The organism is Flagellimonas ochracea (assembly GCF_009903685.1).
GTDB lineage: Bacteria > Bacteroidota > Bacteroidia > Flavobacteriales > Flavobacteriaceae > Flagellimonas > Flagellimonas ochracea.
Map to the genome: position 1 here is coordinate 203318 of NZ_JAAABI010000003.1, position 26365 is coordinate 229682.

Genomic DNA, 26365 nt, shown 5'->3' on the forward strand with positions numbered 1-26365 from the left:
AATGGGAAACAGGGAATACCTACAAAGATAAGTTTCCTAACTTAGATTGATTACCAACCAAACAGGTAAGAATCCAGTTGTAGAAAATCATTCTATTTTAGCAAAGCTCCCTGTTGAGCTGGGGTCTTTGAATCCTCTAATCAGTAGCCAACCCGTGAAGAAAAGCATAAAAATCCCATTTTGCGCGAACAAAAGAAACGAAACTTCAATTTCTGCCAATTGTAAAGCCCCTCCGACAAAAACCAAAGCTGAAGCCATAAGGCCCCAAATGGATAACCATTTTGGGAGATACTGCTCTTTGAGCAGGAAATAGAATAACATGGAATTGGCAATACTATAAAGGACCAACATTAAAAAATGGGTCCAATAATAGCTTTCATACAACATTTTTCCAGTGGCTATCAAATTTTCAGTGGCTGGTATGGTTGCGTCTGCTGAGATATTTGTGCTAAGCGATAGAAGCATAACATGCAAGATGTTGCTTACGACTATGATTACAAAATTGATGATGGCAAGTCCAACATACCCCAACGCCAATCTGGGGCTAAATTTTTTGATAAGAGGAAAAAGAAACAGGGTGATAACCAACATGGTAGCGCTGCCAACGATGTCCAAACCAATGGCCCATTTCATTTCATTTGCTTTTTCTGCTACCATGGAAAGAAAATCCAGGGTATCGATATCAGTTCCGGAAAGCCCCCTAAATATGGTTCCTATAACACCTAATGCAATGGTTGATAAAAAAAGAACTCCAAGTGTTCTTCCTGACTTTTTGGTGGCTTTCATATATTGATGGGTTGTGGTTATATACCATAAGAAGACCAAATGGCCAATTTGTTACAACCATTTTGGAAAAGTCTAGAAAAAATTATTGTATCCAGTTTTTGTAACCTGCCAGTGCTTCCTTTAAAAAATAAAGAGTGTTTTCTTCACTGGTTTGTGAAGCAGCTAAAACGGCACCTTTAAATCCATTGTTGATCCATTTTCCGTGAGTCAGTGGCTTAAAAGCCCAGGTGTTCCAGACCGAACTTCCACGATATCCACTAACATAAAAGTACAAATCGTCCACTGTGTTGTCTGGAATGGCCATGCCAAAGCCTATCGATTTTCCCGAACCGTCATGAAGATGGGCAAAAGCACCTGTATCAAAATGATGTGGCCATACACGTACTTCAGATTCCAAGTTTTCCTCCTTCAAAAATTTAGTGAGTACGGTTTGTGCCAAGCTTCGCAAACGGATCAGTTCCTGGACCTCACCCTCACTTGATAGTGCAAACGATTCATTGCCTTCCAAGGAGTAGGGGAGGTCATAATGGAGATTGTAAGCATAGGATTTTTCTAAACCAGTAGTCTTGGTCATTTCCGAAATCCAGGCAATGATATCCTTATGAGTTTTTCCCTTTAGGTAAAAAAATTGAGGGTTGCTCGACTTCCAATTTAGTGAAAAGGTGTTATAATTTAATCCCAACAAGGTGCCAGCGTCATCCAACGGCCTGGTAAAAAGACTTTTTTCTGCGGTCGAGAACGCCAAATTGGTATGACTGTCATCCTCGCGGTGTGGTATGAAACTTTTTCCCGCTGTGGCTAAATATTGAGCGGCCAAATGAAGTTGATGAAGCATTTTCATATTGAAATCTAAGCGTCCATCATAAAATACAAAAAAATAGGCTGCTCTTAGGTGTCTTTTTCTACTAACTGAAGCTTATCTTGAATGGCTCTAACAATTATTGGCGCATGGATTCTGGAATTTTCAATAAACCATTTGTGGGTTTCCATCCCACCACAGATAACTCCTGCCAAAAACAATCCCGGGACATTGGTTTCCATGGTTTCAGGATTATAGGAGGGCAGCCTTTTTTCATCATTGGAAAGCTCTATGCCCAAATTTTCCAGAAATTCAAAATTAGGTCTATATCCCGTTAGGGCAAGCACAAAGTCATTTTCCAGTATAACTTCACCTTCCGGTGTATCCACTACAAGCTCGGTAGACTTGATTTCCTTTACCGTTGAGTCAAAATATGCCTTGATGCTTCCTTCTTCAATACGATTGATAATATCAGGTCGCACCCAGTACTTTACACGACGGCCTACCTCTGGTCCACGAATGATCAACGTGACCTCGGCGCCCTTTCGCCAACATTCCAAGGCTGCGTCAATAGCAGAATTACTGGCTCCGATAACGGCTAATTTTTGACTGGCGTAAAAATGCGGATCCTTGTAATAGTGGGAAACTTTGGGTAAGTCCTCTCCCGGCACATTAATTTTGTTGGGCAAATCGTAAAACCCGGTGGCCAAAACCACATTTTTAGCAGTATATTGATTTTTCTGCGTTTTCACCCTAAAATGATCCCCTTGCTTACCGACGTCCTCAACTTTTTCGAAAAGATGAATATTCAATTTGTTCGAGGTTACTATCCTTCTATAGTACTCCAACGCTTCGTTACGTTTGGGTTTTGCTTCTTTACTGATAAAAGGGATTTCGTCAATTTCCAATTTCTCCGAAGAGGAGAAAAACTGCATGTTGATGGGATAGTTGAATAGGGAATTGACAATGGGCCCTTTTTCTATGATTACATAGGAAAGTCCTTGCTTTTTGGCTTCTAAACCACAAGCTATGCCAATCGGCCCTCCTCCAATAATGATCACATCGAACATCTGCATTATTTCACTTGTTGTTTTAGACTTTTGATGGTTTCTATGGGATTTTGACTTTTAAAGACAAAGCTGCCCGCCACTAGGATATCTGCTCCGGAATCAACCAATTTTTTGGCATTGTCCGCATTTACCCCTCCATCAATTTCTATGAGGGCTTTGGAATTTTTCCTTTCAATCAGATTTTTAAGATTTTCCACTTTTTGGTAGGTATTCTCAATAAAAGCTTGTCCTCCGAACCCTGGATTGACGCTCATTACCACTACAATGTCGATATCTTGAATTGTGTCTTCCAACAATGTTACCGAAGTATGGGGATTCAATGCGACTCCCGCTTTCATTCCTTCAGCTTTTATGGCCTGTAGGGTACGGTGCAAATGGGGGCACGCTTCATAATGTACCGAAAGGTTGTGCACGCCCAAATCAGCAAAGGTTTTGATATATCGGTCCGGGTCCACGATCATCAAGTGGGTATCCAAAGGTTTTTTGGCATGTTCCGCCATGGCTTTTATCACGGGCATTCCAAAAGAAATATTGGGCACGAACATACCGTCCATAATATCGAGATGAAACCAATCGGCCTCACTTTGGTTGACCATCTCAATTTCTGTCTGAAGATTGGCAAAATCGGATGCCAATAGGGAGGGAGCAATAATCTTTGAACTCATAAAAGCTAAATATCCCTACAAAAATAAGCAAATGCTTTTTCCCTTCACAGATTGTACTTTGTAGAACTAAAATCTATCATAGGTAGGCACTTTCTGGTAAAATTATGGGCTCACATCTCAAAATTTTTCTACTGCACATTTTACATTGTCTGTTTTCGTCAAGGGACTTTAGGGCCAAAAGTTGGGGGTCGGGTAGGGAATAATCATCTGCAACAATATAATTTACTTCGTATCCCATATCCTCAAAGGCAGCTACGGACAATCTACTGATAGGATTGTTGCCGTCATCGATAAAACCTGTCATCAGTTCACGGTCAAAGACTAGCTCCCTCCAATGCCCATCTCGGGTACCAGCTCCCCCTGTATTTGCTAATGGGACAGAAGTTGTATTGGAATCAGCTATCAGCGTTTGGTATTCACGAATAGCATTTTTCCCAATGAATCGAGGGTCTTCGGTTCCTTCTGCCAAAATAAGGTTCAAAAGCTCAGTCGACCAAAGGGTTCCAAATCCCAATACATGGCCCATTTCATGGATAATCACATCTTTTAGTGCATTTTCGGCCTCTAATCGTGCTAAATCCGCCGTATCAAAACGCATTAAACCTGTAGCTGGCAAGAAACTGCCCGACCTAAGTTGTGTTGGTCCAGCCTGACCTAAGATTCCTGAAGTTCCATCAATACTGGTGCCTTGGGCATCAATTCTAACATTTTCCACGATTTCGCCATTGGCGAGTTGCACACGCGGCAGGCTTCCCGTTATAATCTCTGCCCAGCGGGCCGATGCGTCGTCAAAAACCACTTCTTGACTGGGAGTCAGTCCTCCTAAAAACCGAATATCAATGTTAAAGCTCATAGTATCTGGGGTTTTCTTAAAAAGTCAATCGACTATATGGTATTTACGAAAGGAGAAGTTTAAAAGTCCGCAACTTTCAAAATTTAACAGAAAATACGTCAAACACGATTTTTTGTTAACGGGTAAGGTACATAAATGAAAAAACTCCGGTAATCAGCCGGAGTTTATTCATCAATCAAAAAACGAACAGTCATGATAAACTGTTGTAGGTAACTAAATTACAATTTTCCTGCCAAAAAAACAATTTAAGACGAATTTAACTGTAATTTGAAGGTCCCGACAGCAATCGGGATTATCCCAAATAAGTCTTTAAAATTTTACTTCTGGATGTGTGTTTCAATCTTCTAATAGCCTTTTCCTTGATTTGACGAACACGTTCTCTGGTCAAATCGAAAGTTTCACCAATTTCTTCTAAAGTCATGGAATGCTGGCCGGCCAAACCAAAATATAGTCGGATCACATCGGCTTCCCTTGGGGTTAAAGTTTCCAAGGCACGCTCTATTTCGGTTCGCAAAGAATCGTGCAACAATTCCTTGTCAGGATTAGGGGATTCCCCACTACGTAATACATCGTAAAGGTTGGAATCTTCACCATCGATCAATGGAGCATCCATGGATACATGGCGACCTGAGTTTTTCAAGGACTGCTTCACGTCTTCCACGGTCATGTCCAATTCTTTGGCAATTTCCTCTGCAGATGGTGGACGCTCGTGCGCTTGCTCCAAGAAGGCAAATGTTTTGTTAATCTTGTTAATGGAACCAATCTTGTTCAATGGCAAACGAACAATACGGGATTGCTCTGCCAATGCTTGAAGAATGGATTGACGAATCCACCAAACAGCGTAAGAAATAAATTTAAATCCACGGGTTTCATCAAAACGTTGTGCCGCTTTGATCAATCCCAGATTTCCTTCATTGATCAAATCAGGAAGTGTCAATCCTTGGTTTTGATACTGTTTTGCAACAGAAACCACGAATCTGAGGTTGGCTTTAGTCAATTTTTCTAAGGCTACTTGGTCTCCCGCCTTGATTCGCTGTGCCAACTCTACTTCTTCATCGGCAGTGATCAAATCCACTTTGCCGATTTCCTGTAAATATTTGTCCAACGAGGCGGTTTCCCTATTAGTAACCTGTTTTGTGATTTTTAACTGTCTCATCTAAAATTCCCTTTCAATTAAGTTTTTTGAGCTTGGGCTCATTAAGTTATACGTAGAAAAAAACAAAAAGTTACAATTTGGTAAATTTTATTTCATAAAAAACCCTGGGGGTGTGCCCAGGGTTTAAAATTGGTATGTATGATGGGGTCTTTAGTCCCTTCTCGGTTTTCTGTCTCGATTTCCACCTCTACGATCACCACCTCTGCGATCATTACCTCTATCGTTTCTAGGAGGTCTTTCTTTATAGCCTTCTGGTTTTGGCAAAAGAGCTTTTCTGGAAACCTTTTCTTTTCTGGTTCTAGGATCAAGACCAAAGTATTTTACGTCAAAAACATCTCCCATGTTCACAACATCGGAAACATTTTCCGTACGCTCCCAAGCCAATTCGGATACGTGCAACAGTACTTCGTTCCCAGGTGCTTCGGTATATTCCACCACAGCACCAAAATCTAGCATTTTAATAACTTTTACTTCGTAAACGCTGCCTACTTCTGGTTTGAACATCAATGAGTCAATCTTGGCCAGTACGGCATCAATCCCGTTCTGGTCCGTACCCAAGATTTCCACAATACCTTCTTCGGTATCTGGATCTTCATTGATTACGATGGTAGTCTTGGTAGTTTTTTGAAGTTCTTGGATGACTTCGCCACCTTTACCAATCAAAGCACCGATGTAATCTCCTGGAATGATTTTGGTAACAATTTTTGGAGCATAGGATTTTACCTCTGCTCTTGGCTCAGCAATGGTATCGGTCAATTTGCCCAAAATGTGCAGTCTTCCATCCTTTGCCTGCATCAATGCTTTTACCAAGATTTCGTAAGAAAGTCCTTTTACTTTAATGTCCATTTGACAAGCAGTGATACCATCTGCGGTACCCGTCACCTTAAAGTCCATGTCACCCAAATGGTCTTCATCACCCAAAATATCAGAAAGAACAGCGTACTTGCCCGTTTCAGTATCGGTAATCAATCCCATTGCAATACCGGAGACAGGTTTCTTAAGCTGAACACCGGCATCCATTAGGGCCATGGTCCCCGAACAAACGGTGGCCATGGAAGAGGAACCGTTGGATTCCAAAACTTCGGATACCACACGTACTGTGTAAGGACAATCTTCAGGAATCATTCCCTTAAGTGACCGTTGGGCCAAATTACCATGGCCAACCTCTCTTCTGGAAGTTCCACGTATGGGTCTCGCTTCTCCTGTAGAGAAAGGAGGGAAGTTATAGTGCAAATAGAATGTTTCTTCGCCTTCGAAAGATGGCATATCAATCTGATTTGCCTCTCTTGAAGTACCAAGGGTTACCGTCGCCAAAGCCTGCGTTTCACCTCGGGTAAAGATGGCTGAGCCATGAACGGACGGTAAATAATCGATTTCACACCAGATGGGTCTGATTTCGTCCGTTTTACGCCCATCCAAACGAAGACCTTCATTTAAAGTAAGGTTACGAACGGCTTCTTTTTCGGTTTTATAGAAATATTTTGTGACAAGATCTCCAATTTCTTCCAATTCTTCTTCAGAAAATGTTGCTTTCACCTCTTCTTTTATAGCATCAAAAGCAGCACTTCGCTCATGTTTGGCAGAACCTGCCTTAGCAATGGCATATACCTTATCATAGGCAAGGTCGTGCACTTTTTTTGCCAAATCTTCATCTTCTACCTTTTGCTCATATTCACGTACTTCTTTCCTTCCGAAAGCTTCGGCCAGCTTAAGTTGGGCTTCGCATTGTACTTTAATGGCTTCATGGGCGAACTTAATGGCTTCCACCATTTCTTCTTCTGAAATTTCATCCATTTCACCTTCAACCATCATTACAGAATCTGCTGAAGCCCCAATGACCATATCAATATCAGATTCTTGTAGTTGTGCTCTTGTCGGGTTGATGATCAATTCACCATTAACCCTACCAACACGTACTTCGGAAATTGCACATTCAAAAGGAAAATCTGAAAGTTGAATCGCTGCGGAAGCAGCCAAACCGGCCATTGCATCGGGCATAACATCTTCATCATGCGACATTAGCTGAATCATTACCTGTGTTTCAGAATGATAGTCTTTTGGAAACAACGGGCGTAATACCCGGTCCACCAAACGCATGGTCAACACTTCACCGTCACTGGGGCGTGCCTCACGCTTAAAGAATCCACCCGGATAGCGTCCAGCGGCCGCAAATTTTTCACGATAGTCTACCGTAAGGGGTAGAAAATCGACATCACTTTGTTTGTAATTGGAAACAACTGTACATAATAGCATACACTTGCCAGACTGAACAACAACAGAACCATGGGCCTGTTTTGCCAATTTTCCGGTTTCGATAGAAATTTCCCTACCGTCACCGAGGTCAATGACCTCTTTAAAAGTTTTTGGAATCATAAAATTAGTCTTACCCACTAAAACTTTGTGGGTCGTTAAACATTTGGTCTACCGCCATCCGGACGGTCGGGTTGTGTTGTTGTGTTTGCCTTTCGGCACTGACCAATGAAAAACTATTTGAAGCTTTTTGTGTTTGCCCGACTTTTTAATCGGGACTTTTTGCGTTGGAACTTCCCCAAGCAAAACAAAAGGGAAGCCAATGCTTCCCTTTCATTTTTATTTTCTAATACCCAATTCCTTAATCAATTCTCGGTATTTTACAATGTCTTTTTTCTTCAGGTAATCCAAAAGACTACGTCTTTTACCTACCAATTTCACCAAAGAACGCTCGGTGTTATAATCCTTGTGGTTCTTTTTAAGGTGTTGGGTCAAATGGTTGATTCGGTGTGTGAACAAAGCTATTTGCCCTTCCGTGGAACCCGTATTGGTTTCCGAACCGCCATGTTTTTTAAAAATGTCGGCCTTTACTTCTTTTGTTAAATACATTCCAATATTTATTTAAATGATTTTTATGTATATGATTGTCAGTTCCTTCGACATGCTCAGGACAAGCAATCAGCGTGCAAAGATAATTCTTTTTTTAAAAGGAAAAATTTTAAGGACAAATTAAACCTTTTGTTTTTCATGTGGTCATAGATGCAAACTTTAAAATACAATCATTATGAAAAAGCGTCTCAAACAAATCGACTTAATTGCCCTACTACTTTTTGGAATAGTGTTGATCACCACTGTCTCGTGTAGCAAAGATGAATCTACTTCGGATTCATTGTCGAATAGCGAAGTTATTTCGGCAACGGAATTGAAATTTAGTGATGAAACTGAAATGATATCCGAAGAGGTAACGGCCATTGCCGAGGATGTATATGCCGCCGAGGAGATATCGTTGACCTCAAAAAATGACTACACACCCGATTTTCTGCCTGAATGTGTAACCATAACCACAGTGGTTACTGATACTACCCGTGAGAAGACCATTGATTTTGGCGAAGGATGTGAATTGCCCAATGGAAATGTGTTGAGCGGAAAAATTCTCTTGAGCTATGCGTTGGATATGGAAGCTGCTTCTAAAACCATTACACTCACTTTAGAAAACTTCACATTTAATGCGGTGGCCATCGTAGGTACGGCCGACATACTTCGTGTTCGCTCCAACGAAAATGGAAATCCACAAGGTACTTCCAACGCAGGATTTACTGCCACATGGCCCGATGGCAATATCGCTTCTTTTATGGGCACGCGTACTCGCGAGTGGATTGAGGGTTATGGTTCTGGATTTTGGGGGGACAATGTGTTCCTAATCACAGGAAAGAGAACGTACATTGGCAGGTTGGGCAATGAATACGTCAAGGAAGTGATGGTTCCATTGCGTAGAGAACTGGCTTGTCGATTTATTGTGAGCGGTGTGCTTGAAATTTCAAGAAACGGCAATACGGCCAGTTTGGATTTTGGAGACGGTACTTGTGATGCCAAGGGTGTATTGACCTACCCTGATGGAACTGAAAAAGATATTTTCTTGCGTCGATTTAAGAATTAATCTGCTGATCTTCACATTGAACGCAGTGCAGATGGGATTATTGACACGTCGTTCTCGACTGTGTTTAAAACTGAAAAAGTAAAAAGGCCCCAATTTTTGGGGCCTTTTTTTATGCTCTAACGGGTTGATTGGTTATTAAATCAATATAGAGGTTGATTTTCTTTTTCAAATCTCGTCTGTGCGAGATAAAATCCAAGAAACCGTGTTCCAATAAAAATTCTGAGGTCTGGAACCCTTCTGGCAGGTCCTTTCCCACGGTGTCTTTAACTACACGCGGTCCGGCAAAACCAATGAGCGCTCCAGGTTCACCAATATTGATGTCACCCAGCATGGCATAAGAAGCGGTGGTCCCTCCAGTTGTAGGGTCTGTACATAATGAAATATAAGGTACCTTGGCTTCGGCCAATTGGGCCAATTTTGCGGAGGTTTTGGCCAATTGCATTAGCGAAAATGCAGCTTCCATCATCCGTGCACCGCCTGATTTGGAAATCATCACGAAGGGAATTTTCTTTTTCTTGGCCACATCGATGGCCCTAGCTATTTTTTCACCTACCACGCTTCCCATAGAACCTCCTATGAAGCTAAAATCCATACAAGCCACAACCAAATCCTTGCCGATGGATTTCCCCACGGCAGTCCTTACGGCATCTTTCAGCCCCGTTTTTTTCTGGGCTGCCTTTAAGCGATCGGAATATTTTTTGGTGTCCACGAATTTTAGGGGATCCTTGGAGGAGAGTTTTTCATCTAATTCCCTAAACTTGTTGTCATCAAAGAGAATTTCAAAGTATTCCTTGCTGCCAATCCTTACATGGTAGTCATCTTCGGGACTTACGTAAAAGTTTTTAGCTAAATCTTCGGACTCTACAACTTTTCCGGTCGGAGTTTTATACCACAGCCCCTTGGGCGTGTCTTTCTTTTCCTCAGTGGAGGTCTGTATTCCTTTTTCCTTTCTTTTAAACCAAGACGACATGCAATCAAAATTAAATTAAACGAAAGATTTATAAGGTGTTTACGTTGTTCAAATCCTCAAAGGCTTTTTTCAAACGCTCTACAAAAGTCTTTTCCCCTTCACGAAGCCATACTCTAGGATCATAGTATTTTTTGTTGGGTTGGTCATCACCATCAGGATTTCCTATTTGCGATTGTAAATAATCCGACTTGGTTTGAATATAGTCTCTAACCCCAGTTAGAAAGGCATATTGAAGGTCGGTATCGATATTCATCTTGATTACACCGTATCCAATAGCTTCCCTGATTTCTTCCACGGTCGAACCAGAACCACCATGAAAAACAAAATCAATATGGTTATGTTCCACACCATACTTATCGGAAATGAACTCCTGCGAGTTTTTCAGAATTTTAGGTGTCAACTTCACGTTTCCTGGTTTGTAGACCCCGTGTACGTTACCAAAGGCTGCGGCAACGGTAAATCTATGGCTAACTTTAGAAAGTTCTTCGTAGGCATAGGCCACCTCTTCGGGCTGGGTGTATAACTTGGAGTCATCCACATCGGTATTGTCCACCCCGTCTTCTTCACCTCCTGTTATGCCCAGTTCAATTTCCAAGGTCATATCCATTTTGCTCATGCGCTCCAAATAGCCTTTGCATATTTCTATGTTTTCTTCAATGGGCTCTTCGGACAAATCAATCATATGTGAGCTGAAAAGCGGTTTTCCCGTTTCCTTATAATGCACTTCACTGGCATCCAAAAGGCCATCAATCCAAGGCAATAGTTTTTTGGCACAATGGTCGGTGTGCAAAATAACCGTGGCACCATAAGCCTCAGCAAGTTGGTGCACGTGTTTGGCACCGGCTACCGCACCTAATATGGCCGCTCTCTGATTTTCGTTGGAAAGACCTTTTCCCGCATTGAATTGGGCACCCCCATTTGAAAACTGTATTATGACCGGAGCATTAAGGGATGCTGCTGTTTCCATTACTCCATTTATCGAGTTAGAGCCAATCACATTGACGGCCGGGAGGGCATAGTTATTTTCCTTGGCGTGCTTGAAGATAGCCTGGACTTCGTCACCTGTGGCAACTCCCGGCTTTATATTGTGGGACATATTTAGTTAGTTTCAGGTTAAATTAGTAAGCAAAAGTAATAAAATATTTACTCTAGAAAGGATAATTGATTCCGACGTTGAACACGGCGTTTCTTAAATTGTACCCCCTAAACCAACGATCTGATCCTTCTCTTGCCGGATTGTAGGTTTTAAAACCAGTGTCCACACGGAAAACAAAATAGGTAAAATCGTAACGCAGACCCAGTCCGGTTCCCAAGGCAATGTCCTCCAAAGAACTGAATCCGCTGAAAATGGCATCAGGATTATTTTCGCTATCAAACACGTTCCAAATGTTGCCGGCATCGGCAAAAAGGGCTCCTTTTACATCACCGGCAATGGGAAATCGATATTCCAAATTGAAAGCGAGCTTGAAATTGGCTTCGTTAAAATCGTTAATGTTTTCGGTGCTTCCGGGGCCCAGTTCATAAGCGTTCCATGCTCTATTGTCATTGGAGCCCCCGGCAAAATAACTTCGTACGAAGGGGATGCTTTCTGAATTTCCGTATGGGACGGCAAGTCCCATAAAACTTCTGAAAGCTAATACGCTCGAGTTACCGATGCCCCAATGGCGGATAAAATCGAACTCGGTTTTAAAATATTGGGAGAAAGGTACACCGAACACCAAAAGTTGGTCATTGTCATTTTCGTTGTAAGGGACCACATTGGCCATCAGGGAAAGTAGATTACCTGCACTTTCCAATTTAACCCGATATTGAAAGAAATCGAGATCATTGATATCTGTCTTACTGTTTTTTGAGAAAGTATAGTTACTGGCAAAAATGAGGTTGTTTTCTGTTAACCGCTGTCTTCTTTCCTCAACACTGTTCACTTCATTTCTTTGCTCTGCTGATACCGGTATTTCGTTGTTTAAAACAGCTTCTGTAAAATCGGTGGTACCCTCGGGAATCGTCAAACGAAGTGGGTCGACAATACTATTGGTGTCTTCAAAAAAGGATGCATATTGAGGGTCGTCTTGAAAGTCGTCAGAGATATCGTCCAAACTCCTATAGGTGTTTTGATAAACATTGAAAAAATTATCGGGGTTCACATTTCGAACAAACTCCACATTAAGCAGTTCCACAGTATGTTTCAATCTAGTATTGGGCGACCAGTTGTAAGAAAGTATCGTATTCAGTGTTTGCTTGTCCAGTCCAATGTTCCGCTGAAAGTTGGTACCTACCAAAAACCTACTTTGTGGGAGCATATAGTAGGGAATTACTTTTTCAGTGTTCAACGGAAACCATATTCTGGGGAACGTAATATTGACGTCACCTCCAATTTCAGAAGTAAATGTTTCATCGGACAAAGAGGCGTCACTCAATAGACCAATAGATCCTCTTGCTGAAACATTCAGGGTCTCGGCGCCACCAAATACATTTCTTGTGATTACAGTTGCACTAAAGGCAGTACCCACTTGCTGAATGTTGGAATGGGTCACATCAAAATTAAGGTTCAACGAAAACTTGGGCCTGGGAGCCAAATATATATTTGAGGTCAATTCGGTTTGGGTGGAATCGGGTATAAATTCAATATTGGGATATCTGAAGGTGTTCAAGTTTGTAATTTGCCGATAGGTACGTATCCGATCCAAATCTCGGTAAATGCTATCTTTTTCAAAAAAAACGGCATCTGTCAATGCTTTTGGACGGTATTTAAGTTCATCGTTGTAAAAGATGGTATAGTTGTCGTAATCCACACTTTGTAGGGAGTCGGGGTTGCCACCAATTAAATAATCGGCATAGATGTTTATTTTTTTGAAACGGTTAACTCTATAAACATTGTTGTTGACACTGGTGTCGTTTGCACTTCGAGGTCTTTGAATGTTCAACTGCACATCCATTAATTGGTCATCAGCGACCAAAGAGGTATCCCTTAAAATATCATAGCTGATGGAACTCTCTTGAAAATTGTATACACCCGAGTTTCGAAAAAGTGATGTAAGACGTTCCCGTTCTTGATTGAATTTGGCCAAATCGAATTGTTCGCCGGCTTTTACCAAAGAATTTTCGGTAGTAATTCCATAAATGGAATCCAGTTGCGGCGAGGTAATGTTTTTTTGAACCGTATCTATTATATATGGTTTTTGAAGCGTTATCTTGTAGGCTAGTTGCGCTCTCTTTTTTCTTTTTCCGGTGACGATATCGTAGGCACCGGAGTTGTTGAAATACCCTTTGCTATTGTAATAGGCTTCAAGCCGTTCCAGTGATTTGTTGGTTAGGGTGGTATCGATTATAACTGGAGGTTCGCCAATTCTCTTCAAAAATTCGCTGGCTCCACTAACAAGAAAGGACTCCTTTAATCGGTGAACCTGTTTTTTGGAAAGCAAATTGTTGAGTCTTTTTTCTCTTTTTTCCTTTCGGTGCAACCAGTTCTGAAACAACGAATCGGGGTTATCCTTAGCAAGATTGTAAAGATTCAATCGCAACGGATATCCCAGTACGGTGCTGTTGGGTTTTTGCGCAATAAGACTTTTGATATCGCTGTCAGTTATTTTTTCCTCATCAGCGTAAAGGGTGTTCTTGGTGAGCAGCAATTCGTCATCACCAACCTTTTTAAGGGTGTTGCAACCTAAGAGGGTTACTATAAGCGACAATAATACTATTTTTGCCCAGTGACACATTAGACCTGAATAACCCCTCATAGATGCCAAAAATAAACGATTTAGATGGTTACCAAAAACCAAATTAAACTAGTTGTAAGCTTACAGCAAAAAAAGTACCGAACTCGACATGGTCTGTTTATGGTTGAAGGTGCAAAGACCGTTAACGAGCTCTTGGAAGCGGGATGCAGAAGCTACCAATTAGTTGTGGACACAGCAGGCAAGATTGAGAAATTTCCTGAGGCCGAGGTGGTATCCTCCGCAGTAATCAAACAAATGGGCAGTCAAGTGAACCCAAGCGGTGTTCTCGGGGTGTTTTATATGCCAGAGACCGACCGGATAAATTATGACGATTGGATTGTTGTTGTTGATGCCGTGCGTGACCCTGGCAATCTGGGAACCATTGTACGATTATGCGATTGGTTTGGTGTGAAAAATCTAATCTGTTCCAACGATACTGTGGATTGTTATAACCCAAAAGTGCTACAGGCCACTATGGGATCCATAGCTAGGGTGAACATCAAATATGTTGACTTGGCCGAGTTTTTACAGCAGGCCCCATTGCCCATTTATGGAGCTTTTACGGAAGGTGAGTGTGTTTATGACAAGGTATTGCCCGAAAAGGGAATATTGGTTATGGGCAACGAAGCCAACGGAATCTCAACAAAAATAGAAGCCTTGATTACTGAGCGTATTGCCATTCCGCAGTTTGGCACGCGGACCACCGAAAGTTTGAATGTTGCCACTGCCACTGCCATTTTATTGAATGAGATTAGAAGAAGCTAGGAAAAAAAAGAAGCTAACTATTCAAATGTGAAATTAATGAAGAACCCTCTTGTTCGCATCGCATTGATGTTACCGGTCCATGGACTGTTCGGGTCATTGTCGGGAACCAATTCATCCGTAAGGGCAAAAACTCCCCGTATGGAAGGGGAAAACTTAAAATATTCCGTATAAATATCCAATCCAAAGCCCAGCTCATAGCCATAAACGTTCTTTTTCATTCTGAATTCGCCACTGCTGTTGTCATCCAAACTATCCTCTTTGCTTCCCAGGTTCATAGAAGTATAAACCCCTCCAGTGACAAAGGGTTTCCAGTTACCAAATCTGCGAGCGCTCATCTTTAACAGCAATGGGAATCGAATATAGGTCGATTTAACCTCTCTTATGGCATCCACTTCGGAAGTAAAACCAGGAAAACCCAACGTTCTTGCCGTATAGAGCAAACCGGGTTCAAAACGAGCATCCAAAAACTCGTTGATGCGCATTTCCCCAATCAATCCCACGTTAAAACCAAAGCTTTTATCCACCAAAATATCTTGTCCGATATCATCTTGGTACTCAAACTGAAAATCGTATTGGTTGAATCCTAGATAATAACCCCAATTCAAGAACCTTTTGTCTTCGTTCTGAAGATTTAAAATGGGGTCCTTATTAAATTGGGCCAGTGAGCTTGAACTTGTCAATAGTATAAGTCCAACGAGGAAAAAGATGTTTCTCATCAAATTATTTTGTAGCGACATAAATGGATGCCACCCCAAAAGTCTGGGGTCTGTTCTCTATACCTATAAACCCAATTTTGCCCAAAATATTGTTGAATTCCTCCCCATGTGGGAAAACGGAGGCAGATTCGCTCAAATAAGCATAGGCAGAGCGGTCTTTGGAAAAAAGTTTTCCAATTAAAGGCAATATATATTTGGTATAAAAATGATAGCCTTGTTTAAAAGGAGTTTTTGTGGGAACCGAGGTTTCAAGGATAACCAAATGCGCCCCAGGCCTCATTACCCGGTAGATTTCTTGCAGGCCTTTTTCCAAATTTTCGAAATTTCGAACGCCAAATGCCACGGTTACGGCATCAAAAGAGGCTGTTTCAAAAGGAAGATTTTCACTGTCACCCACCACCATTTTAATGGTCTTTTGTAGATTTTTGCTCAAAATTTTCGATTTCCCTACCTCCAACATTTGTGGCGAAAGGTCCAAACCTACAATTTTTTCGGCTCCAGTATCCATCATGGCTATGGCCAGGTCACCAGTACCGGTGGCAATGTCCAAAATGTTTTTTGGTTTTTGTTGTTGAAGGAGCTTTACCACCCTTTTTCTCCATTTAACATCAATGCCAAAAGATATGACCCTGTTAAGACCGTCATAGTTTTTTGAAATGGTATCGAACATTTGCCTTACCTGCTCTTTTTTCCCAAGATTGGAATCTTTGTATGGTTTGACTTTTTCGGACATTGAACAAATTTGCTGGCAAATATACAATATCGCCTTATGTCAGGGGTACCAAAATATTTATGTAATTTTGTCCCGCACATGGGAAAGCTTTTCCATATATGTTAACGAGCTGCCTTTTGGACTACAGTTGCTATTCTTTTTCAACCGTTTGCCATAGACGGAACATAGTTATTTTGAACACATCTTATTCCAATCAATGAAGATTATAATTGCGGGAGCAGGTGAAGTGGGATTTCATTTGGCAAAACTTCTGTCTTACGAAGCCCAGGATATTACATTAATCGATACGGACAAGGAAAGCTTGGCGTATGCCGATAACCATTTGGACATTCGAGTACTCCGCGGAGATGCCACATCCATAGAAATTTTGAGGGAAGCCCGGGTGGAAAACTCAGATTTGGTAATTGCGGTTACTGCCTCTGAAACAACCAATATCACCCTTTGCTTTCTGGCAAAGCAGCTGGGAAGTCAGCGCACCATTGCCCGAATTTCCAACACCGAGTTTTTGGATAACCGAGAGCTCATCAAATTTGAAGAATTGGGAATTGATGAACTCATTTCTCCGGAGGAATTGGCAGCTACAGAAATTGAACTGTTGCTTAACCAATCCGCGTTTAATGACACCTATCAATTCGAGGGAGGGTTACTTACCATGATTGGGGTATTTCTGCCCAAATCGGCACCATTTGTCGGTAAGATGGTCAAAGAGGCGGCACAGATATTCCCAGGAATCCACTTCATGCCCATTGCCCTGCAGCGTATGGGTACGCAATTTACATTGATTCCAAGGGGAGACACAGTTTTTAAAGAAGGAGACCAAGTATATTTTATCACTTGTGATGAGGGGGTAGATGAGTTGTATAAACTCACGGGCATGGAAAAGAAGGAGATTAAGAATGTTATGGTCTTGGGAGGTAGCAAGGTTGGATTTAAAACTGCTAGAGATCTTTGTAACAAGAAATTCAATGTTAAACTGATTGAAAAAAACAAGGAAAAAGCTTTGGACTTGGCCGATGAGCTTCCTCATGCATTGATCATAAACGGTGATGGTAGGAATGTGGAACTTCTCGAAGAGGAAAGTTTGGATTCCATGGATGCCTTTATTGCCGTTACGGGAAACTCGGAGACTAACATCATGTCTTGTTTGGTGGCCAAGTCGAAAAAAATTAAGAAGACCATAGCACTGGTTGAGAATATGGATTATTTTCAGTTATCCCATTCTATTGGTGTCGATACCCTGATAAACAAAAAACTATTGGCGGCCAACAATATTTTTCGCTATATAAGAAGGGGAGAGGTGTTGGCACTCACAAGATTGAATAATCTCAATGCCGAAATTTTGGAATTTGAGGTGAAACCCACTTCCTTAGTGAACGGGGAGATTATAAAGGAGCTTAACTTTCCACGCGAAGCAAGTATTGGTGGTGTTATCAGGGATGGCAAAGGAATCATCGCCCTTGGAGATTTCAAAATTATGGAAGGAGATAAGGTTGTGGTCTGTTGTCTTCCCAAAGCAATCCCTAGAATAGAAAAGCTCTTCCTATAATGAGGTTAAATGCCCGAATAATTGTTCACATCATGGGGCTGTTGTTGTTATGCAATGGTTCTTTTATGCTTTTGGCGACCTTTGCAAGCGGAATTTACCAAGATGGCGCTACGTTAGACATAGCTCTGGCAGCCATTGTCACTATGCTCTTTGGGGTTATGGCCATGTTTTATACTCGTGGTCATAAGAAAGAGGTGAAACGAAAAGAGGGCTACATGATTGTAACCTTTGGATGGGTAGTCATGTCCATTTCTGGAACATTGCCCTATCTTTTTTCTGGGGCTATTCCCTCGGTTACCAATGCTTTTTTTGAAACCATATCGGGATATACCACCACTGGTGCTTCCATTTTAAACGACATAGAATCCCTGCCCGAAGGTATTCTTCTTTGGAGAAGTTTAACCCACTGGATTGGAGGAATGGGAATAATCGTGTTGGCTATTGCCATACTACCGCTTTTGGGTATAGGGGGAATGCAGTTGTTTGCTGCTGAGGCACCGGGTCCGGGAGGGGATAAGCTCCATCCGAGAATAACCGATACGGCAAAACGTTTATGGCTTATTTATTTAGGCTATACTGTCGCGGAGACCATTTTGCTAAAGCTTGCCGGGATGTCTTTTTTTGATGCCATCAATCATGCACTGTCCACACTTTCTACAGGAGGTTTTTCTACAAAGAATACAAGTATAGCCTATTGGAACGATACACCCATCATCCAATACATAATCATCTTCTTTATGTTTTTGGCTGGGACTAATTTTGTGATAAGCTATTTTGCCTTTACAGGTAAGGTGCAACGCATTATAAAAGATGAAGAGTTCAGGGCCTATACCCTGCTAATAATTGTATTTACTATTATAGCCGGGCTCATTGTTTATTTTCAGGCTAACGTACCTATATCGGAGTATCATCCCAAAGTTTTAGGAGATGGCGAAAGTGCTTTTAGGCATGCCTTGTTTCAGGTGCTTGCTATAGTTACCACAACAGGGTTTGTTACTGCCGATTTTACCAATTGGACCCCATTTTTGACCGTTTTCTTCTTCGGTTTGATGTTTCTTGGGGGTTCAGCGGGTTCCACCTCAGGCGGTATTAAAGTGATGCGACACCTTTTAATAATTAAAAATGGCATTTTGGAATTCAAGCGCACTTTGCATACCAATGCCATTATTCCCGTTCGCTATAACCAAAAAACCGTATCGGAACATATAGTATACAACATCATTGCCTTTTTTGTGCTGTATATGTTGCTCTTTATCATAGGAGCTTTGGTATTGGGTTATTTGGGCTTGGATTTTGAATCCGCCATTGGAGGCGCCGCCTCTTCATTGGGCAATGTGGGTCCTGCTTTGGGTGAGTTGAACCCGGTAGTGAATTTTAGTGCTTTACCTGCCTTTGGCAAATGGTGGTGCGGGTTTTTGATGCTCTTGGGCAGGTTGGAACTCTTCACCGTGCTGATATTGTTTGTACCCTATTTCTGGAAGAAAACATAAAAAAACCTCTTCAAACAATGCTGGAAGAGGAGTTTTAAAAAGGTTATATTTTTTTCTAAACTGCAGCCTTTATTCTAGAAATGGCCTCTCTTAACTCTTTTTCCGAAGCCGCATAAGAAATACGGATACAATTTGGATTTCCAAAGGCCTCTCCGGTGACCGTGGCTACATTAGCATGTTCAAGAAGATACATGGCAAAATCGGATGCGTTATTGATAGCAACACCATGCAACGTTCTTCCGAAAAATGCGGAAACATCTGGAAAAACATAGAAAGCGCCCTCGGGAACGTTCAGCTTAAATCCATCAATCTCACCCAAAAGTTCCAGGACCAAATCCCTTCGCTTGTGGAACTCGTCAATCATGTATTGGATTTTACTCTTGGGAGCCTCCAAAGCGGTAATCACGGCACGTTGTGCAATGGCATTTGCCCCGCTGGTAACCTGACCTTGTAGCTTGGTACACCCCTTTGCTATCCATTCTGGTGCACCTATGTAACCGATACGCCACCCAGTCATGGCAAAGGCTTTGGATACGCCGTTAACCGTAATCGTTCTGTTGAACATGCCATCAATACCTGCAATACTCACGTGACCTCCCCTGAAATTGATGTGTTCATAGATTTCATCAGAAACCACATAAATATTAGGGTGCTTTTTCAGAACTTCGGCCAAGCCTTCGAGTTCCGCCTTGCTGTATACCGAACCACTGGGGTTGCAAGGCGAACTGAACCAAAGCATTTTCGTTCTTGGGGTGATCGCAGCCTCCAACTGAGCCGGTGTCATTTTAAAATCGGTTTCTATTCCTGTTTTCACTTCAACGGGAACTGCTTCGGCCAATTTTACAATATCACTATAACTGACCCAGTATGGTGCTGGAAGAATTACTTCATCCCCAAGATTCAATACCACCATGGCAACGTTGAACAGCGATTGTTTGGCACCGGTGGATACTACGATTTGATTTGGAGCATATTCCAAATTATTGTCGCGTTCAAATTTATTGGATATCGCTTTTTTCAAATCAGCATACCCGTCAACAGGTGTATAGCTGGAATAATTATCATCTATGGCCTGTTTTGCTGATTCCTTGATAAAATCTGGAATGTTAAAGTCAGGTTCCCCCAAACTCAATCCAATGATATCTTTCCCTTCATTTCGTAGTTCCCTAGCTTTTGCGGCCATAGCCAACGTAGCCGATGTGGACATTTTTTGGACCCGATCAGATAGATGGTTGCTCATCGATGTGCTATTTTATTGGTACTGAACTGCTGGATTCTTACCCAGCTCCCTTAAATGTTTGAAGTGCGAAATTATAGCTTTTCTGGTAGTTTTGTACTCGTTATAAGGTAAATTGAATTCCCTCGCCGTTTGTTTCACAATTTGGGAGATTTTTGTGTAATGAACGTGGCTGATATTAGGGAAAATATGGTGCTCCACCTGATGGTTGAGTCCCCCCGTGAACCAATTGACAATTTTGTTTTTTGTACCAAAGTTTACGGTGGTAAACAACTGATGGATGGCCCATGTATTTTTCATGGTGCCACTCTCATCGGGGAGCGGGGTTTCCGCGTCATCCACAATATGTGCCAATTGAAACACGACACTTAATATGACTCCGGCGACATAATGCATGATGAAAAATCCTAAAAGTACCTGCCACCAAAGGATATTGGCGAAAATCAAGGGCAACACAATCCAAACAGTAATATAGAGGACCTTGGTAATGACCAATGTGCTCCAATTGATTACGGGGTTTGGCAGCTTTCCGTAGGAAAGTTTTCTTTTCATGTACCTGTACATTTGCTGAAAATCCGTGGTTATGGCCCAATTAAAGGTCAAAAGACCGTAAAGAAATATCGAGTAATAATGTTGGAACCTATGGTGTTTTTGCCATTCAGCATGTTTGGAGAAGCGTAATATTCTTCCTGCTTCCATGTCCTCATCATGCTCATGGATATTGGTATAGGTATGGTGGAGCACATTATGTTGCACCTGCCAGTTGTAAACATTACCTGCCAAAATATAAATGCTGCTGCCCATTATCTTGTTCACCCACTTTTTGTTGGAATAGGAACCATGATTGCCATCGTGCATTACATTCATTCCCACACCAGCCATTCCCACTCCCATCACAATGGACAATAGGAGATAGGCCCAAAAGGGCAAGTTAAGGGTCAATATTAGAAAATAGGGGGCCAAAAAAATGGAAAACATCACTATGGTCTTTAGGTGAAGTTTCCAGTTGCCGGTTTTCTTTATGTTGTTTTCGTTGAAATAATCATTAACTCGCTTGTTCAAGGTTCTAAAAAACTGCGCTGAATCTTTTCTTGAAAACCGGATGGTATTCTTATCCATAAAATAATTTTTTGTAAAGGTAACCAATATTGATCCATCAAGACGGACAATCACCTTATTGAACGCTGTAAAGGTGTCCAAAAGTATTAGTTTTACCAATAAATTAACAGGATTTATTATGGACGCCAATATCATCTTCAAATATTTCGATGGTCTTACGGATGCACAAAGAGACCTTTTTGTCCGTTTGGAAGCCCTCTATCAAGACTGGAATCAAAAAATAAATGTTGTTTCCAGAAAGGATATCGATGAGCTATACCTACGTCATGTACTACATTCGTTGGGCATAGCAAAAATTCAGCGCTTTAATGAGGGAGCCGAAGTTTTGGATGTGGGCACCGGTGGTGGATTTCCTGGGATTCCTTTGGCCATTCTGTACCCAGAAGTACAATTTACTCTGGTCGATGCGATAGGTAAAAAAATTAAGGTAGTACAGGATGTTGTGAAGGGGTTGCAGTTGGACAACGTAACGGCATTGCACTCCAGGGTTGAGGATATAGATGGACAGTTCGATTTCATTATCAGCAGAGCGGTTGCAGCCATGCCCACTTTTGTGCACTGGACCAAGGGAAAGATAAAAAAGGATTCTGCCCATGAACGCATAAATGGAATCCTGTATCTAAAAGGGGGTGATTTGACGGAGGAGTTAAAGCAATACAAATCCGCTCAAATCTTTGATTTGAACGAATATTTTGACGAGGATTTTTTTGAAACCAAAAAGGTCGTGTACCTTCCCAGAAAGTACCAAAAACGTTAAGTGCTCAATACCCTATGGTATACGCCCCTGCATTTTCTTGAGTAGGTTTTAAGGTCGCTCCAAACACGCTCAAGCCTGTCGGTTATCACTTGTATCCGCGAGTGAATTAGCTTTGCCATTATCTATCGAATTAATTGGGTTACGTTAAATAAACAATTAATTAACGTTAAATTTACATATAAATTGTGGAACTACGTCGAATTGGATGTTTTTTTACAAAATTCAATAGAGGTTGGCCAGACACTTTGTTCTTTGAAATGTCTTATCGGTAGGGTTGATAAAATCTTTTAATTAGGAGATGAATGTACCTCGGAACTCACCGAATCCTGACCATTCTCACTTAAGATACCTTTTTCAAACTCCAGTTGTTCCGGTAGTTTTGACTCTTCTAAGATGGAATCCTTGGTGATGTACAAAAGTTCAACAACTGAAATTAAATCTTTGACCATTTCAATCACCGTATCACTGTCGTTGATCAATGAAGTGGCCATTTCATTGGTAATGCGATTTTCCCGAATCAGTTGGTTAATGGAGCCATTCATGATAACATCGCTCTTATCGGCCTTGTCCCTTAATTTGTCCATTTTGGCCAGATAAGCTGATGGATTCTCAGATTTCTGTATATCCGTAATAATGCGCATAACCTTGATTATTATTTTACGGAGCTTGTCATACTCTTTCTTTACATAGGGGTTTTCAGAATCCATGTACTTAGCAAGGTTTCTATGGATTGGTTTCATGGCTTTAACCACCGAAACTATATGTCGGTTCGCGATAAGAATGTTCCGAATTACCTCAATGAGATTTTTATTCAACTCAAATCGACTCTGAAGAATGGTTGCATACTCTACAATTTTACTGTAGATCAACTTGATCTTGAGATAGTATAACTCGTCCAGGTCTAATTCAATCTCTTCCTTTTCCTTTACAATGGCCTTGGCCTTTTTTTCAGATTGAATGTCTTCCCTATGCACATGAATGCCATGGGCAATCGCTTTGTAGGCCGATTTCTCAAATAGTCTGGTAGATTCTTTTAATAATGCGGCAATACCTGTTTGAGGGTATTTTAGATCAGCCTTGTTTAGGTACATCGGTTGGTCAATCTCCTTTTCCGGGTCGATACGTTCCGGGATTGCCTTTTCAACAATTTTCGCAATTACTGGAACAAACCAAATCAACAATAAGGTATTGGTAATATTGAATGCAGTGTGAAATACCGATAGGGCCACGGGTATGGCAGTTGCCATTACAAACGGTGATAATCCATCGTCCCTGGTGACGAACCATTCAATGGTGTTCAAAACTGGGTAAAAAAGAAGAAGTACCCATATTACACCAATTATATTAAAGATTAAATGTGCAGCAGCGGTTCGCTTGGCTTCAAAATTAGCGATCAAAGCAGCGAGATTAGCCGTGATTGTTGTACCGATGTTTTCGCCTAGAATCATTGCAGCGGCCATATCGAAGGGAATCCAACCTTCATAGCACATTACAAGTGTCAAGGCCATGGTTGCGCTTGAAGATTGCAGGATGACGGTCAACAAGGTGCCAATCAACAAAAAAAGAAGCACAGACCAAAAGCCCTGTTGGGTATACTTTGACAAGAAAGCAAGAACCTCGGGGTTACTACCAATATCTGGTACGGCATCTTTTAAAAACTGAAGTCCGATGAACAAAATGGCAAAGCCAATAATGAAACGCCCCCATTGATTTGCCTTTTTTTTCTTTGAAAAAGTAAAAATGAAACCAAGCCCAACCAAAGGAAGGGCTATTGCACCAATATTTACCTTAAAACCCAAAAGTGTAATCAACCAGGCGGTTACCGTAGTTCCAATATTCGCCCCCATAATTACACCAATTGATTCTGTGAGGGTGAGCAAGGAAGCATTGGCAAAACTTACCACCATCAAAGTAGTGGCAGAAGAGGACTGAATTACGGAAGTAATCAAAAACCCCGTAAAAACTGCAAAGACCCGATTAGAGGTCATGGAGGCCAAAAACTGCCTCATTTTGTCACCGGCAACCTCCATGAGCGCATCGCTCATGACCTTCATTCCATAAAGAAACAATCCAAGCGAACCTAGCAAGGTTACTATTTCTCCAAAACCGTATTGCATAAAACCTGTTACATCTGGAGCAATGAATTTACAATTTCCTTACAATTACTTAACGATAAAAAATGAAATTGTTTTTAAAAAATTGAAATCAAGAAGAGTGATATTGTCAGGAGGACTCTGAAATCAAATGATTGCCTTATTCGAGAATCAATATTTAATTTGAACAAAAAAGCCCCAGAATGGGGCTTTAACACTATTGAGCTGCACTCCAAGGCGGAACCACACCGTTGGAACGAGCGTAGGCTATCAATTGCCCCTTATGCTCTCCATTGTGCTCCATAATAATGAGCAGGCCTGAAAGTCGGTTAAATTTGCCAAAGCCGAAGTCTACTTCTTCATCAAAATTTTCAGATTCCACCATCCCAATTTTGTCAAGAACAAACTCGTTCGACTTTTTTAGGGCGGCTATGATGTTTTCTTTTCCAGTAACTTTTCCAAGATTCATCATATCTACATCCTCAGGAGGGGCAAATCCCATTTTTGAGGCCAGATAATAGTTGGCTCCTGCGATGTGCATCAATGCTTCTCCGACGGAGTTGACCCCTTCCATGGGTCTCCAATCATATTGTTCTTCCGAGAAAGCTTCTGCAAGCTGAATTACCTGTCCTTGATTATAGGCAAGCATGTTTTTAATGGAAGCCTGGACCGTGTTGTCACCCTGGGCAAATGCCACAAGTGAAACCAAGCTGAATAACAGGGTTGTTAGTTTTTTCATTTTCTTGAGATTTGATTCGATTTAAATGATTATGGTTGTACCCAAATATATCGATTTAATGCTTGGAACATGAAGATTTAGATTGAAAGCTTTTAACAATATGCTCGAATCAAATCCAAGGGGGAAATCCCAATTGACAAAATGCTGGTCATTAGCCCTGAAGAGGATACCCTATAAGCGGAGTGTTGTCTTTCTTATTTCAGTTTTTTGTAAACCTTTCCATTTTGCGACAAGGCATATCCGATGACCTGGTTGGAAATATCCCTCTTGAAAAAAACAGGCTCATTCAATACATTGGAGAAAGTATCGCCCACTTCGTGATAAATGGGATAATTCACCTTTTGAATTCGGGCATAAAGATGCACATCTTGGTCATTTAACCTAATTTCAACATGTGAGCCATCCTCAAATTCATAACGGCCTATAAATGGTTTCAGATCGGTCGCTGAAATGGTTTTTTTATAAGGGTTTTCTTGGGTCAAGATGAGTCCATCACCAATTTTCCAATTATCATACTCCATATAGTATGCCGTTCTTTTGGCGGCATTCAGCCCTTGTAGTTTTGCAACCATATGAAGTGCTCCATCTATACCTGCAGATATGCCCGCAGTGGTGATTACGTTGCCATTGTCCACAAATCGAACATTTTTTCTCACATCTATTTTAGGATAGCTGGATTCCAGGTTGTCCAATGCACTATGGAAAGTGGTTGCGGTTTTTCCATTAAGAATTCCTGCTTCTGCCAATACAAAGGCTCCGGTGCATACTGAAAAGTGATATTGTACATCTTTCTGGTTGTTGACCCACTCAATCACCTCTGGGTTTTGAGCTGCGCTTGATGCATTGCCGCCGAAAAAAGCCAAGATATCCGCTTGCGGTGCATCTTCAATACTATAATCGGGAACTACGTTTAAAATGCCCTGCGATTTAATGGGGGCTTTGGTTTCCGAAACTGTAAATACTTTGTATCCGGCATATGAGAAAACCTCCATTGGTCCAGCGAAATCTAATACTTCCACACCATCTTGAAGATAAAAGGCAATGGTTTTTGAATCACTTTTTTTGACCAAAACCATATTGCAGTGTGAACAAACTCCAGGCTGGTCATGTACCGCCTCATCACATTCACTGTTACAGGGAGGACAGATGTACTTTGATTCAGTAGCCTGAGCCTGTTGTGCTTTTGCAAAACCAATACTTAAAAGGAAAAGAGATATGTAAACGAACCTGTTCATTTTTTGATTATTT

The 26365-nt window shown here is 41.4% G+C and carries 23 protein-coding genes; 5 read left to right on the plus strand and 18 right to left on the minus strand.

Annotation, left to right across the window (positions count from 1 at the left end; translation table 11 throughout):
* Positions 1–87: 87 nt before the first annotated feature.
* The 8 genes from GTQ34_RS10925 to rpsO form a co-directional block, all read right to left on the minus strand.
* Positions 88–786 carry a DUF4386 domain-containing protein gene (locus GTQ34_RS10925; protein ID WP_166523845.1) on the minus strand — a complete coding sequence of 233 codons (699 nt, stop codon included), beginning with the start codon at positions 784–786 and terminating at the stop codon, positions 88–90.
* An 82-nt stretch (positions 787–868) separates the two neighbouring features.
* Positions 869–1621 carry a hypothetical protein gene (locus tag GTQ34_RS10930; RefSeq protein WP_166523846.1) on the minus strand — a complete coding sequence of 251 codons (753 nt, stop codon included), beginning with the start codon at positions 1619–1621 and terminating at the stop codon, positions 869–871.
* 53 nt (positions 1622–1674) lie between these two features.
* Positions 1675–2661 carry a YpdA family putative bacillithiol disulfide reductase gene (locus GTQ34_RS10935; RefSeq protein WP_166523847.1) on the minus strand — a complete coding sequence of 329 codons (987 nt, stop codon included), beginning with the start codon at positions 2659–2661 and terminating at the stop codon, positions 1675–1677.
* The gene (gene rpe, locus GTQ34_RS10940) at positions 2661–3320 is read right to left on the minus strand and encodes a ribulose-phosphate 3-epimerase (RefSeq protein ID WP_166523848.1); all 660 of its coding nucleotides are present in this window, start codon (positions 3318–3320) and stop codon (positions 2661–2663) included. The genes GTQ34_RS10935 and rpe overlap by 1 nt, the downstream gene beginning before the upstream one ends.
* Before the next feature lie 76 nt (positions 3321–3396).
* Entirely contained in the window at positions 3397–4173 is a 777-nt protein-coding gene (locus GTQ34_RS10945) for a leishmanolysin-related zinc metalloendopeptidase (RefSeq protein ID WP_166523849.1), read from the minus strand.
* Between the two features lie 292 nt (positions 4174–4465).
* Positions 4466–5329: a sigma-70 family RNA polymerase sigma factor gene (locus GTQ34_RS10950; RefSeq protein WP_100817395.1), complete on the minus strand. Its 864-nt coding sequence runs from the start codon at positions 5327–5329 to the stop codon at positions 4466–4468.
* Positions 5330–5479: 150 nt separating this feature from the next.
* The gene (locus GTQ34_RS10955) at positions 5480–7702 is read right to left on the minus strand and encodes a polyribonucleotide nucleotidyltransferase (protein ID WP_166523850.1); all 2223 of its coding nucleotides are present in this window, start codon (positions 7700–7702) and stop codon (positions 5480–5482) included.
* Positions 7703–7918: 216 nt separating this feature from the next.
* Positions 7919–8188, minus strand: a complete 270-nt coding sequence (gene rpsO, locus GTQ34_RS10960) for a 30S ribosomal protein S15 (RefSeq protein ID WP_166523851.1) — start codon at positions 8186–8188, stop codon at positions 7919–7921.
* A 175-nt stretch (positions 8189–8363) separates the two neighbouring features.
* Between rpsO and GTQ34_RS10965 the strand changes: the two genes are divergently transcribed.
* Positions 8364–9236: a hypothetical protein gene (locus GTQ34_RS10965; protein ID WP_166523852.1), complete on the plus strand. Its 873-nt coding sequence runs from the start codon at positions 8364–8366 to the stop codon at positions 9234–9236.
* Positions 9237–9345: 109 nt separating this feature from the next.
* On the opposite strand, the gene accD is transcribed toward GTQ34_RS10965, so the two are convergent.
* Genes accD through tamL form a run of 3 tightly spaced genes read right to left on the minus strand, consistent with a single transcriptional unit; the run spans position 9346 to position 13895 of the window.
* Complete coding sequence (gene accD, locus GTQ34_RS10970) at positions 9346–10206, minus strand: acetyl-CoA carboxylase, carboxyltransferase subunit beta (RefSeq protein ID WP_166523853.1); 861 nt, start codon at positions 10204–10206, stop codon at positions 9346–9348.
* A gap of 28 nt (positions 10207–10234) precedes the next feature.
* A complete protein-coding gene (gene fbaA, locus GTQ34_RS10975) occupies positions 10235–11302 on the minus strand; it encodes a class II fructose-bisphosphate aldolase (RefSeq protein ID WP_166523854.1) in 1068 nt (355 codons plus the stop codon).
* A 52-nt stretch (positions 11303–11354) separates the two neighbouring features.
* Positions 11355–13895, minus strand: a complete 2541-nt coding sequence (gene tamL, locus GTQ34_RS10980; RefSeq protein ID WP_313790449.1) for a translocation and assembly module lipoprotein TamL — start codon at positions 13893–13895, stop codon at positions 11355–11357.
* A 72-nt stretch (positions 13896–13967) separates the two neighbouring features.
* Here tamL and GTQ34_RS10985 point away from each other — a divergent pair, with 72 nt between their 5' ends.
* Complete coding sequence (locus GTQ34_RS10985; RefSeq protein ID WP_166523856.1) at positions 13968–14687, plus strand: TrmH family RNA methyltransferase; 720 nt, start codon at positions 13968–13970, stop codon at positions 14685–14687.
* Between the two features lie 17 nt (positions 14688–14704).
* On the opposite strand, the gene porT is transcribed toward GTQ34_RS10985, so the two are convergent.
* Together porT and ubiE are read right to left on the minus strand one after the other, a co-directional pair.
* Positions 14705–15403, minus strand: a complete 699-nt coding sequence (gene porT / locus GTQ34_RS10990) for a type IX secretion/gliding motility protein PorT/SprT (RefSeq protein ID WP_166523857.1) — start codon at positions 15401–15403, stop codon at positions 14705–14707.
* A gap of 4 nt (positions 15404–15407) precedes the next feature.
* Positions 15408–16136 carry a bifunctional demethylmenaquinone methyltransferase/2-methoxy-6-polyprenyl-1,4-benzoquinol methylase UbiE gene (gene ubiE / locus GTQ34_RS10995; protein ID WP_166523858.1) on the minus strand — a complete coding sequence of 243 codons (729 nt, stop codon included), beginning with the start codon at positions 16134–16136 and terminating at the stop codon, positions 15408–15410.
* Positions 16137–16332: 196 nt separating this feature from the next.
* Here ubiE and trkA point away from each other — a divergent pair, with 196 nt between their 5' ends.
* Positions 16333–17682, plus strand: a complete 1350-nt coding sequence (trkA, locus tag GTQ34_RS11000; protein WP_166523859.1) for a Trk system potassium transporter TrkA — start codon at positions 16333–16335, stop codon at positions 17680–17682.
* Positions 17682–19172: a TrkH family potassium uptake protein gene (locus GTQ34_RS11005; protein WP_166523860.1), complete on the plus strand. Its 1491-nt coding sequence runs from the start codon at positions 17682–17684 to the stop codon at positions 19170–19172. The genes trkA and GTQ34_RS11005 overlap by 1 nt, the downstream gene beginning before the upstream one ends.
* 55 nt (positions 19173–19227) lie before the next feature.
* On the opposite strand, the gene GTQ34_RS11010 is transcribed toward GTQ34_RS11005, so the two are convergent.
* Positions 19228–20412 (minus strand): pyridoxal phosphate-dependent aminotransferase, encoded by a 1185-nt coding sequence (locus GTQ34_RS11010; protein ID WP_166523861.1) that lies wholly within the window; start codon positions 20410–20412, stop codon positions 19228–19230.
* Between the two features lie 12 nt (positions 20413–20424).
* The gene (locus GTQ34_RS11015) at positions 20425–21528 is read right to left on the minus strand and encodes a fatty acid desaturase family protein (RefSeq protein ID WP_166523862.1); all 1104 of its coding nucleotides are present in this window, start codon (positions 21526–21528) and stop codon (positions 20425–20427) included.
* A gap of 118 nt (positions 21529–21646) precedes the next feature.
* Here GTQ34_RS11015 and rsmG point away from each other — a divergent pair, with 118 nt between their 5' ends.
* Positions 21647–22285: a 16S rRNA (guanine(527)-N(7))-methyltransferase RsmG gene (gene rsmG, locus GTQ34_RS11020; protein ID WP_166523863.1), complete on the plus strand. Its 639-nt coding sequence runs from the start codon at positions 21647–21649 to the stop codon at positions 22283–22285.
* Between the two features lie 287 nt (positions 22286–22572).
* Here rsmG and GTQ34_RS11025 read toward each other — a convergent pair whose 3' ends face one another.
* The 3 genes from GTQ34_RS11025 to GTQ34_RS11035 all read right to left on the minus strand — a co-directional run bounded on the left by GTQ34_RS11025 (position 22573) and on the right by GTQ34_RS11035 (position 26352).
* Positions 22573–24402 (minus strand): Na/Pi cotransporter family protein, encoded by a 1830-nt coding sequence (locus GTQ34_RS11025; protein WP_166523864.1) that lies wholly within the window; start codon positions 24400–24402, stop codon positions 22573–22575.
* A 193-nt stretch (positions 24403–24595) separates the two neighbouring features.
* Entirely contained in the window at positions 24596–25117 is a 522-nt protein-coding gene (locus tag GTQ34_RS11030) for a DinB family protein (RefSeq protein WP_166523865.1), read from the minus strand.
* A 194-nt stretch (positions 25118–25311) separates the two neighbouring features.
* A complete protein-coding gene (locus tag GTQ34_RS11035; RefSeq protein ID WP_208103879.1) occupies positions 25312–26352 on the minus strand; it encodes a DJ-1/PfpI family protein in 1041 nt (346 codons plus the stop codon).
* Between the last annotated feature and the right edge of the window lie 13 nt (positions 26353–26365).